6 protein-coding genes and 1 rRNA gene are annotated in these 9671 nt (G+C 71.0%); 4 read left to right on the top strand and 3 right to left on the bottom strand.

The features are described from left to right. Positions 1-20: 20 nt before the first annotated feature. Positions 21-1937 carry a sigma-70 family RNA polymerase sigma factor gene (locus tag AB0P41_RS09875; RefSeq protein ID WP_356714786.1) on the bottom strand — a complete coding sequence of 639 codons (1917 nt, stop codon included), beginning with the start codon at positions 1935-1937 and terminating at the stop codon, positions 21-23. A 290-nt stretch (positions 1938-2227) separates the two neighbouring features. Next, a complete protein-coding gene (locus AB0P41_RS09880) occupies positions 2228-3052 on the bottom strand; it encodes a helix-turn-helix domain-containing protein (protein ID WP_356714785.1) in 825 nt (274 codons plus the stop codon). A gap of 339 nt (positions 3053-3391) precedes the next feature. On the opposite strand from AB0P41_RS09880, the gene AB0P41_RS09885 reads away from it, so the two are divergent. Both AB0P41_RS09885 and AB0P41_RS09890 read left to right on the top strand, forming a co-directional pair. Beyond that, entirely contained in the window at positions 3392-4825 is a 1434-nt protein-coding gene (locus AB0P41_RS09885; protein WP_356714784.1) for an NAD(P)/FAD-dependent oxidoreductase, read from the top strand. A 333-nt stretch (positions 4826-5158) separates the two neighbouring features. Continuing rightward, positions 5159-6829 carry a SpoIIE family protein phosphatase gene (locus tag AB0P41_RS09890; RefSeq protein ID WP_365931185.1) on the top strand — a complete coding sequence of 557 codons (1671 nt, stop codon included), beginning with the start codon at positions 5159-5161 and terminating at the stop codon, positions 6827-6829. A gap of 7 nt (positions 6830-6836) precedes the next feature. Here AB0P41_RS09890 and AB0P41_RS09895 read toward each other — a convergent pair whose 3' ends face one another. Next, positions 6837-8135, bottom strand: a complete 1299-nt coding sequence (locus AB0P41_RS09895) for an MFS transporter (protein WP_365931187.1) — start codon at positions 8133-8135, stop codon at positions 6837-6839. A gap of 138 nt (positions 8136-8273) precedes the next feature. Here AB0P41_RS09895 and AB0P41_RS09900 point away from each other — a divergent pair, with 138 nt between their 5' ends. Both AB0P41_RS09900 and AB0P41_RS09905 read left to right on the top strand, forming a co-directional pair. Then, positions 8274-8831: a MarR family transcriptional regulator gene (locus AB0P41_RS09900; protein ID WP_356714782.1), complete on the top strand. Its 558-nt coding sequence runs from the start codon at positions 8274-8276 to the stop codon at positions 8829-8831. A 668-nt stretch (positions 8832-9499) separates the two neighbouring features. Next, a 16S ribosomal RNA gene (locus tag AB0P41_RS09905) occupies positions 9500-9671 on the top strand; the annotation flags it as partial.

Consider the following 9671-nt stretch of genomic DNA (forward strand, 5'->3'; position numbering starts at 1 on the left):
CCCCGAGGCCGCCGAAGGGCTCAGCCGCAGCTGATGCGCGACTGCGCCCAGTCGGCCAGCGCCACCCCGCCGAGCGGCCCCGACGGCTCCACGGCGAGCCGGATGGTCCGGCGCCCCGCGATGCCGACACTCACCGGAACGGCGGGCTCACCGCCCCGCAGCACCGGGGACCGCCACAGCGGCGTTCCGTCGTCGTCACGCACCGAGAAACGCACGGCGCCGATCCCCAGGGTCAGATCGTCGACCCCCACCATCGCTTCGTAGCGGGTGCACGCCCGGTTGAGCTGCACCGCGACCGAGGAGGTGGAGGGGGCGGTCACCCCGTGGGCGTACGTCGTGGAGGCGATCGACAGCCCGTCGCGCTGCCAGAACACACCGCTGCTCCGGCCGAGCAGGATCTCCGGGCCCGTGTGATCGCCGGTGAGGGAGTACGCCAGCTGGTTGACCTGGTAGACCTCCGGCGCCGGCGGCGGTGGTTCCTCCGGGGCGGAGGGGGTCGGGGCCGGGGTGGGCGGGGGAGGCGGTGCCGGCTTCTCCGAAGGCGTCGGCGTCGGTGTCGGTGTGGGGGTCGGCGTCGGGGTCGGCTCCGGGACGGGAGGTGTCTCGGGCGCCGGTGCGGCGGGCGGGGCCGGTGGCTCGGGGCTCGGTGTCGGCTCCGGCGGAGGAGTGGGGGCGGCGGGTGCCGCGACCGGCGGCTTGGCCACCGGCTTCTCCTCCGGCGCGGGCCGGTCCTCGCCGGCCAGGGCCCATACGAGGCCGGCGGCCGCCACCGCGGCCACGGCGGCCGCGATCCCCGCCTTCAGCGGAGCCCCGATCCCTTCCGAGGCGGCGGCCCCGCCCGCCGTTCCTCCACCGGAGGACGCACCGCCCGTGGCAGCGGCAGCGGCCCCTGCGCCGGCCGCCCCGGCCGCGCCGCCCGCCACGATGCCGGCCGCCTTGAGCGAGTAGCCGGCGGCGAACCAGCCGATGACGGCGACGGGAAGCAGCGCCGGGATGCCCGCGTTGACACGGTCCAGCTCACCGGCGGCGAGCCGGCACTTCGCGCACTCGTCCAGATGCTTGCGCAGCCCGCGCTCCGCCCGGGTCCTGAGACCGCCCCGGGCATGGGCGCCCAGCCGGTCGGCGTACCGGGCGCAGTCACCGCCGGCTGTCAGTGACTGGCTCACATGGGCCTGCAGATAGGCCTGCTTGAGCCCTTCGCGGGCCCGGACGGCCAGCACCGCGGTCGCATTGGCCGTCAGGCCGAAGAGGGGGGCGACCTCGCTCGGCGACTCCTCCTCCACGGTGGTGTGCCACAACACGGCCTGCCAGCGCTCCGGCAGGCTGCGGAACGCCTGCATGGCCATCGACCGGTCCGCCTCGAGCATGGCCAGCACATCGGCGCCGAGATCGAGGGTGTCGGCCTCCGACAGCTCGGCGGAACGGGTGGCCTGGGCGGCGAACACCGCGAAGTCGTCGACGAGATGTTCGCGCTTCGCGCTCCTGGTCCACGCGGCGGCGACATGACGGACAGCCGTCATGAGGTAGGCCCGGACGGCTTCCCGCGGCCCCTTGCCGCCGCGCACCGCCTGCAGCGTCCTGGCGAAGACCTCGGCCGTCAGGTCGTCGGCGGTGTGCGCGTCCCGGCAGCACGTGCGGGCGTAGCGGCGCACCGCACCGGAGTGGCGGCGGAAGAGCTCCTCGTACGCCTCGTCGTCGCCGGCCCGCATGCCCTGGACCAACTGCGCGTCGGAGGGGCCGAGATCGGCCGACCCGGTGCGCCCCTCGCGCTGCAGAGGGACCGCGTACGCGGCATCGGTCTCCGCGGCGGTCTCCGACGGCGCCCCGTCATCGGCGGAGGCCGGCGGCCACGGGCCGGGCAGCACCGTGCCGCCGCCCTCCTTGCCCACCGCGCCGATACCGTCGGACGGTTCTTCCTGCTGCGCTTCACCGCTCATCGCGGAAGCCCCCGTAATACACCTGCGGACCCGAATACCGGGGCAACAGTGCCACAGAGCCACGCGACGACGAGGCCCGGAGCGGGAGCAACCACTCGTCCGAGGTGTCTTCCCCTGGCCCGGGGGTGACATGGACCCGACGGGGAAGGAGCAACGCCCCGCCCGCGGCCACCCAGACGTCCGCCCGGGTGGCCGCACGGCGCCTGCGTAGGAAGGCCTGCGCGGACGCGTGGCGCGCCCGCGTAGGAGGGCCTGCCCCGGACGCGCGGCGTCCCCGCGTGCAGGAGCGTCTACGCCGGGCGGGAGCGGAGCCCCTCCAGGAGGATGTCCAGCAGCCGGGCCGAAGCGGCGGCCTGGTGAGCGGGGTCCGGCAGAGCCGGAGCCGCCGTGGCGATGACCAGCAGGACATCGCCCACCGTCACATCGCCCCGCAGCTCACCCGACTCACGGGCCCGGTCCACCAGCCTGCCCACGACCTCGAGCAGCTCCGCCGCCCCGGGGTCGTCACCGATCCCCTCCTCGTCGGAGTGCCCGCCGGCCATCTGGAAGCCGGGCTGTCCCACTCCCTGCCGCTGATGCGGGACGCGCGTCTCGCTGTCGGCCGCACCGGGGCCCGGTATCGCGGCCTCATCGTGTTCCGCCCCGACACGCAGCACCTGCGGCGGCAGCAGCCGTCCCGCGCCCGACGCCACCGAGGTGCGCAGGAAGCGGGAGAGCGCCGACCACGGCTCGTCCTCCTGGCCCAGGGCCGAGCGCGCCTGATCGGTCAGCCGAGCGGTCTCCTCCTCGGCTATCCGGCGCACCAGGACGTCCTTGCTCGGAAAGCGTCGGTAGACCGTGCCGACGCCGACCCGTGCGCGGCGTGCCACGTCCTCCATCGGGGCGCCGTAACCCAGCTCGCCGAACACCTCACGCGCGGCGCGCAGGACGTGTTCGAGATTGCGCTGTGCGTCCACGCGGAGCGGCGCGGAACGGGACGTGCCACCCGTCGCTCCTGTCCCGGCGACCGCACCGACCGCTGCCACGGGGCTCAGCCGCCCCTGGTCCTCGGCAGAAGAGGTGACAGGGCTCGAAGAGGTGACAGCGCTCGGCCCATGCAAATCCTGAATGTGCATAACTTCCCCCGGTTATGACGTCTCCCCCCGGAGACTTCCCCGCCGTATCAGCCGGCGTGTGGACCTTCGTCCGAATCCGACACCCCGACGGGGTACGAACATAGTTGAGCCCGGGTCAATTCAGAAGGGGGTAGTTCCGCACGGAGCGCCCCCCGATCGGAGCAAGGACCGGTTGGACCCTGATTCGCCCCCCGAGGACCCGCCCCGCCGCCGCACCTGACCTGCGCAACTCCGCAAACGGGCAGGGGCACGGCGCCGCCCGGTGATCGAAGAGCTCCGGTCACACAATTTGCCGGGCCTGTGGACAAACACCGGACTCCGTTGCGTCATGGGAAGGTGATGGCACCAGATTCCCGAGGGGCACCCCCCGGCACCCGGCCGAGCGTGCGCATTCTCGTCGTCGGCGGCGGCTACGTAGGGATGTACACCGCGCTGCGTCTCCAGCGGAAGCTGCGACAGAGACTGAAGAGCGGCGAGGCCGAGATCGTGGTGGTCACGCCCGAGCCCTATATGACGTATCAGCCCTTCCTGCCGGAGGCCGCCGCCGGTTCGATCTCCCCGCGCCATGTCGTCGTCCCCCTGCGCCGGGTCCTGAAGAACTGCACGATCGTCATCGGTGAGGCGGAACGCGTCGACCACGCCAAGCGCACCGTGACGGTCACGACGCTCGCCACCGGCGAGGACGGCACCGGCGCCCTCGAGATCCCGTACGACGAGATCGTCCTCGCGCCCGGATCCGTGTCACGCACCCTTCCGGTCCCCGGCCTCGCCGACTTCGGCATCGGCTTCAAGACCGTCGAGGAGGCCATCGGACTCCGGAACCACGTCATCGAACAGATGGACATCGCCTCCGCCACCCGCGACCCCGCCATCCGCGACGCCGCGCTCACCTTCGTCTTCGTCGGCGGCGGGTACGCCGGTGTGGAGGCGCTCGCTGAGCTCGAGGACATGGCCCGCTACACCTCGCGGTACTACCACAACATCAAGCCCTCGGACCTGCGCTGGATCCTGGTCGAGGCGACCGGGCGGATCCTGCCCGAGGTCGGCGAGGCGATGGGCAAGTACGCCGTCAGGGAGCTGCGGGGCCGCAATATCGACGTACGGCTCGACACCCGCCTGGACAGCTGCGAAGGCCGGGTCGCCGTCCTCAGCGACGGCTCACGCTTCCCGACCCGCACCCTGGTGTGGACCGCGGGCGTCAAACCCGCCCCGATCCTCGCCGCCACCGACCTCCCGCTCACGGAGCGCGGCCGGATCCGCTGCACGGCCACGCTCTCGGTCGACGGCGCCGAACACGCCTGGGCCGCCGGTGACGCGGCGGCCGTCCCGGACCTCACCTCTTCCGAGCCCGGCACGGACACCGCGCCGAACGCCCAGCACGCGGTGCGCCAGGCCAAGGTCCTCGCGGACAACATCCTGGCGACGCTCGCCGGCCGGCCGGCCGAGGACTACCGGCACTCCTACGCCGGATCCGTCGCCTCGCTCGGACTGCACAAAGGCGTCGCCCACGTCTACGGGCGCAAGCTCAAGGGCTACCCGGCCTGGCTGATGCACCGCGTCTACCACCTCAGTCGCGTACCCACGTTCAACCGGAAGGCGCGCGTCCTTGCCGAGTGGACCCTGGCCGGACTCTTCAAACGAGAGATCGTCTCCCTCGGGTCGCTCGAACACCCGCGCGCGGAGTTCGCCCTCGCCGCCCGGGGACACGCGCACCCGGGACCTCCCGGAGACACCCCGCCGAAGAACAGCAGGCCACCGGACACGTCCGGCTGATCCGCGGATCCCCGCGCACCGGAACGCCCCGGGGAGGAACGTAATTCAGCGGATGGACCGACTGCCGTACGGCAACTGTCAGTACGGTCGGTCACACTGGGCGTGTGACCATAGGTGGGCTCACACCTGCACAGAGTTACCCAGCAGGCAGTCACCTACAGTGACCGGCAGCGAAGACCACCACCACGAAGAGGCCCGGCCGCGCGTTCCCGGAAGCCAGGCCCCGGCACCCCGGCCCGGCATGCGGGCCGACAGGGGACCACCGGCCACAGGACCAGCAGAAGAAGCAGCTCGCCCGAGCGGACCAGACCGACACACGAGGCCAGAAATTCCGTGAACTTCACGCGCTGGAGCGCCCGCCTTCCCGGAACGCAGCGTCGAGCCGCCGCGCGGGACGACCACAGTTCCGTACCCGCCGCCCGCGCCGAGTCCGTAAGGCCGAAGGCCGCGGTCACCCCGCCGGAGGACACCTCGGAACCCCCTGCCCCCGCCCCGGGCCCCTCGCTGGAAGCCCTGCCGGCACGCGAGCTCCTCGGCCGGCTCCCGGCCCCCGTCGCGCTGCTCCACGGGCCCGAGCACCGGATCACCTACGTCAACCCCGCCTACACCTCGGCCTTCGGCCCACGCCCCTGCGGCGCACCCGCGGCCGAGGCCATGCCCGAGCTGGACGAGCTCAGCGTGCTGCCCCTCATGGACCAGGTCCTGCGCAGCGGCACTCCGCGTACGGTCAAGTCCCGCAAGGTCCTGGCAGGCAGCTCGTACACGGTGACCTGCACCCCCGTGGCCCTCGGCGACCCGGACGGACCCGACGGGGAGGCGGGCGTCCTCGTCTACGCCACCGATGTCACCGACCACGCCGAGGCGGCGGAGAGACTCCGCGCCAGCGAGCGCCGCCACCGTGAAACCGCCGTCACCCTCCAGCGCTCCCTGCTCCCGCAGGACCTCGAACAGCCGGACGACCTGCGCATCGCGGCCACCTACCAGCCGGGCGGCACGGACGCGGCCGTCGGCGGTGACTGGTACGACGTCATCACCCTGGGCGCAGGACGGACCGCGCTCGTCATCGGCGACGTGATGGGACGCGGCGTGCGGGCCGCCGCCGTCATGGGCCAGCTGCGCACCGCCGTCCGCGCCTACGCGCGCCTCGACCTTCCGCCGCACGAGGTCCTCCAACTCCTCGACGTGCTCGCCGCCGAGATCGACGCCAGCCAGATCGCCACCTGCGCCTACGCCGTCCACGACCCCAACGAGGGTCACCTCGTCCACGCCTCCGCCGGGCACCTCCCGATCCTCGTGTGCGACGAGGACGGCACGGTCCACCGTGCCGAGGACCCGACAGGACCCCCGCTCGGCACCGGAGGCTGGGTCCACACGTCGGGAACGATCCCTCTGCCGCCCGGCTCCACGGCGGTGCTCTACACGGACGGCCTGGTCGAACGCCGTGGCGAGGACATCGACGAGGGCGTGGCCGCCCTGGAACGCGCCCTGTCGGGCGCCAAGGGATCGCCCCAGGTGGTCTGCGACCGGCTCATCCGGTCCCTGGGCGTCACCGCGGAGCACGACGACGACGTGGCGGTCCTCGTCGTCCAGCACCCCGCTCGTGCGGGAGCGAGCGCGGAGCTCTTCCACAACGCCTCACTCGAACTGCACGGCGGCATCGAGGCCACTCCCAGGGCCCGCGCCTTCGCGACAGGGGTCCTGGCGTCCTGGCGTTTTCCCGTGGCCCTCTGCGACCTGGGGGTCCTCGCTGCGAGTGAGCTCGTGGCCAACTCCCTCCAGCACGGCACCCCGCCCATGCGCCTCGGCCTGCGCCGGACCGACCGCCGCCTGATCATCGAGGTGACGGACGGGGACGACCACCTGCCGCGCCGCCGCCGCGCCGAACCGGCCGACGAGGCGGGACGCGGCATCTCCATCGTGGCGACCATCGCCACGTCCTGGGGCAGCCGTCGCACCCCCGGTGGCGGCAAGGCCGTCTGGTGCGAATTCGCGCTCCCGGACTGACCCCGCCTCAGCGCACGACGGTGGGTGCGGTGACCGGCTCGCTCTCCGGCAGCGACACGGCGACCACCCGGGACGGCACCGCCGTGAGCGACGGCTTGTCCTGTACGGGAGTGAGCTGACGGCCCAGCTTGAGGGCCAGCACGGTGATGCCCAGGGAGAACAGCACGAAGGTCACGATGTACGGCCCGTGCAGCGCCGCCCCCATGGGACCGCCCACGGCGGGCCCGACGGCCAGGGCCAGCTGCTTCACCAGGGCGAAAGCCGAGTTGTACTGACCGACCATGGCCTCCGGCGCCAGATCCGCGACGAGCGGCGCCACCGTCGGCGACAGCATCGACTCACCCAGCCCGAACAGGGCGTACGTCGAGATCATCGCGGCCGTCGCCATGGTCTGGCTGCCGTGGCCGAGGCCCGCGTACCCCGCCACGATCCAGGCGAAGGCCCAGATCAGACCGACCCACGCGATGATCCTGCTGCGCCGGCGCCGTTCCACGAGACGGAGCACGACGAACTGCGCGACGACGATGACCGCGGTGTTGGCGGCCAGCGCGATACCCAGCGTGGACGGGGCGATCCCGGCGGCCTCGGTGCCGTAGGCGGCGAGACCGGACTCGAACTGCCCGTAGCAGGCGAAGAAGATCACGAAGCCCAGCACGCACAGCTGCACCATGGCCCTGTGCGAGAGCAGCACCCGCAGCCCCGCCTTGGGCGCCGTGCCGTCGGCGGGCGTCGCTTCCGCGAGGGAGGGGGAACGCGGCATGCGCACCGTGGCCGCGACGACACCGAGCACCACGAACATCGCGGCCTCGATGAGGAACAGCAGGGTGAAGCTCGACGGGCGGTCGACGTCCACGAGCTGCCCGCCCACCAGGCCACCGATGCCGAGGCCGAGGTTCTGCAGGAAGAACTGCATCGCGAAGGCACGGGTACGGGTCGATGCGCTCGAGCACCACACCAGCATCGTCGCGAGGGCCGGCTGCATGACGGCGGTGCCGGCGCCGAGGACCGCCGCGGAGAGCACGGCGGAGGTCACGCCGTCCGAGATGCCCAGCGCGCATGCGCCCACAGCGGCCGCACCGGCGGCCACGATCAGCACCGGCAGGGGGCCGCGCCGGTCGATGGCCCGCCCGGTGAACGGCAGCACAGCCAGCGCCGCCATGGCGAAGACGGCCAGCACGACACCTGCCGTACCGGCACCGAGATCCCGCACCTGCGCCACGTAGACGTACAGATACGGGACGGTGAACCCGAGGCCGAACGCGCTCAGCGCGCTCCCCACCTGGATCCGCCGCAGCGCTGCACCCATCTCCCTGGTCACACTCACCTACCTCAAAACACGACTTTCCAGAACACGGACTCGTAGACTTTAACACTAAAGTTAGACTCTGAACTCTTCACCTCGAAGGACTTCGAAGGCGATGGAGAGCGTGCGATACTGCCCGCCATGTCTGACACCACCGAGCAGCCCGAGCTCCAGGAGCCGAGCCTCGACGAGCAGATCGCCGCCTACCAGCGCGAGTTCCGGGACCTCGACCCGCAGGTCGAGCAGATCGTCTCCGCGCTGGGGAGGCTGAACCGCCGGATGAATGTCGCGTACGGCAGACAGGTCGCCGCCCTCGGCATCAGTAACGCCGAGTGGGAGGTGCTGAAGACCCTGGTCCTCTCCGGCACCCCGTACCGGCTGGGGCCGGGCGAGCTCGCCAAGCGTCTCGGCCTCACCCCCGCCGCGATGACCCACCGCATCGACCGCATGGCAGGCGAGGGCCTCGTCACGCGGGACAGGGACGAGAACAACCGGGTGCGCGTCATCGTGGAGCTCACCGACGAGGGCCGTACGAAGTGGCTCGAGGCGATGCGGATGGCCACCACCTTCGAGGAGGACCTTCTCCAGGACCTCTCGGGCACCGAGCGCGGAGCGCTGGGCGAGATCCTGATCCGGCTCCTGCGCCGTGTGGAACACGAACAGCCGGACGCCGGTGGCCGGCTGACCGACCTTGACTGACGGTCAGCCGGGGCGGGGAGGGGGGCTTGACAGGCCTCCCTCGCTTCCGTAAGGTTCTTCGAGTTGTCACGGAGCCGGTACGGTTCTGCGGCAGCCGATCCCGCCGCGAATGCGGCAACCAAACTCAGCACGGTCTCCCAGCGGGGAGAATTTCGGCATGCCCGGAATTCAATGCGCAGGCTCGATTATGAGCCGCCGGGAAAATCCGCTAGAGTTTGAGCGTCGGAACGGCCCAACAGCCCGGAAGACAAACCCCGCTGACTGGGAATCAGGTCCGAAAGGATCTGATAGAGTCGGACTCGCCGGAAAGGGAAACGCGAAAGCGAAGAACTGGAAAGCGATTGAGCAGGAACCCGCTTCGGCCGGGAATCGGACACGAAAGAGTCTGATAGAGTCGGAAACGCAAGAACGAAGGGAAGCGCCCGGAGGGCCCCGGTGAAACGGGACCGAAGGAAGCGTCCGTTCCTTGAGAACTCAACAGCGTGCCAAAAGTCAACGCCAGATATGTTGATACCCCGGCCTGCTTCGGCAGGTTGGTGGTTCCTTTGAAAAGTCCTGCTGGTCCTTCGGGTCCGGTGGGCAACAACAGCGAGGACGCTGTGAACGACCGGTCTTATTCCGACCTGGTCGTTCCGCTCTCGTGTTGTGATCCCGATTACGGGAAAACATTCACGGAGAGTTTGATCCTGGCTCAGGACGAACGCTGGCGGCGTGCTTAACACATGCAAGTCGAACGATGAAGCCCTTCGGGGTGGATTAGTGGCGAACGGGTGAGTAACACGTGGGCAATCTGCCCTTCACTCTGGGACAAGCCCTGGAAACGGGGTCTAATACCGGATA

The organism is Streptomyces sp. NPDC079167 (genome assembly GCF_040686735.1).
In the GTDB taxonomy this organism is placed as follows: Bacteria; Actinomycetota; Actinomycetes; order Streptomycetales; family Streptomycetaceae; genus Streptomyces.

Bases quoted from the DNA above. Each gene is read 5' to 3' on its own strand.
- AB0P41_RS09875 (WP_356714786.1), bottom strand. From the start codon at position 1,937: ATGAGCGGTGAAGCGCAGCAGGAAGAACCGTCCGACGGTATCGGCGCG.
- AB0P41_RS09880 (WP_356714785.1), bottom strand. From the start codon at position 3,052: ATGCACATTCAGGATTTGCATGGGCCGAGCGCTGTCACCTCTTCGAGC.
- AB0P41_RS09885 (WP_356714784.1), top strand. From the start codon at position 3,392: ATGGCACCAGATTCCCGAGGGGCACCCCCCGGCACCCGGCCGAGCGTG.
- AB0P41_RS09895 (WP_365931187.1), bottom strand. From the start codon at position 8,135: ATGGGTGCAGCGCTGCGGCGGATCCAGGTGGGGAGCGCGCTGAGCGCG.
- AB0P41_RS09900 (WP_356714782.1), top strand. From the start codon at position 8,274: ATGTCTGACACCACCGAGCAGCCCGAGCTCCAGGAGCCGAGCCTCGAC.